Origin of the sequence: Rhodovulum viride (genome assembly GCF_003265965.1) — a bacterium.
In the GTDB taxonomy this organism is placed as follows: domain Bacteria; phylum Pseudomonadota; class Alphaproteobacteria; order Rhodobacterales; family Rhodobacteraceae; genus Rhodovulum; species Rhodovulum kholense.
This window is the reverse complement of the sequence record NZ_MUAV01000101.1, coordinates 1-1,174: the sequence shown is the minus strand read 5'-3', so window position 1 is coordinate 1,174 and position 1,174 is coordinate 1. Positions and strand designations below refer to the sequence as shown.

Sequence of the window (1,174 nt, the reverse complement as noted above, 5' to 3'; positions counted from 1 at the left end):
ACTTGATGATCTTGGAGACGACGCCGGCGCCGACGGTGCGGCCGCCTTCGCGGATGGCGAAGCGGAGCTTCTCTTCCATCGCGATCGGCGCGATCAGCTCGACCGTGAACTTCAGGTTGTCGCCCGGCATCACCATCTCGGTGCCTTCGGGCAGCTGAACCGTCCCGGTCACGTCCGTCGTCCGGAAGTAGAACTGCGGACGGTAGTTCGCGAAGAACGGCGTGTGACGGCCACCCTCTTCCTTGGTCAGGATGTAGGCCTCGGCCTCGAACACCGTATGCGGCGTCACCGAACCCGGCTTGCACAGCACCTGGCCGCGTTCCACCTGGTCGCGGTCGATGCCGCGCAGCAGCGCGCCGATGTTGTCGCCCGCCTCGCCGCGATCCAGCAGCTTGCGGAACATCTCGACGCCCGTGCAGGTCGTCTTCTTGGTGTCGCGGATGCCGACGATTTCAAGCTCGTCGCCCACGTTCACAACGCCACGCTCGACGCGGCCGGTCACAACGGTCCCGCGGCCCGAGATCGAGAACACGTCCTCGATCGGCATCAGGAACGGCTGGTCGACCGGACGGTCCGGCGTCGGGATGTAGGCGTCGACCGCCGCCATCAGTTCCTTGATCTTGGCCTCGCCGATCTCCGCGTCACGGCCTTCCAGCGCCGCCAGCGCCGAACCCGCAACGATCGGGATGTCGTCGCCGGGGAAGTCGTAGGAGGACAGAAGTTCGCGCACTTCCATTTCCACGAGCTCCAGCAGCTCGGCGTCATCCACCTGGTCGACCTTGTTCAGGAACACCACCAGCGCGGGCACGCCCACCTGACGCGCCAGCAGGATGTGTTCGCGGGTCTGCGGCATCGGGCCGTCGGCCGCGTTCACCACCAGGATCGCGCCGTCCATCTGCGCCGCACCGGTGATCATGTTCTTCACGTAGTCGGCGTGGCCGGGGCAGTCCACGTGCGCGTAGTGGCGCGCGTCGGTCTCGTATTCCACGTGCGCCGTCGAGATCGTGATCCCGCGCGCTTTCTCTTCCGGCGCCGCGTCGATCTGGTCGTAGGCCTTGAAGTCCCCGAAGTACTTCGTGATCGCAGCCGTCAGCGTCGTCTTCCCGTGGTCAACGTGGCCGATCGTGCCGATGTTAACGTGCGGTTTCGTCCGTTCGAACTTTGCCTTACCCAT

The 1,174-nt window shown here is 65.4% G+C and carries 1 protein-coding gene; it reads right to left on the bottom strand.

The window, feature by feature from the left end; translation table 11 throughout:
- Positions 1-1,174: elongation factor Tu (tuf, locus tag BYZ73_RS21195; protein ID WP_108029041.1), on the bottom strand; the 1,174-nt coding region annotated here is incomplete at both ends.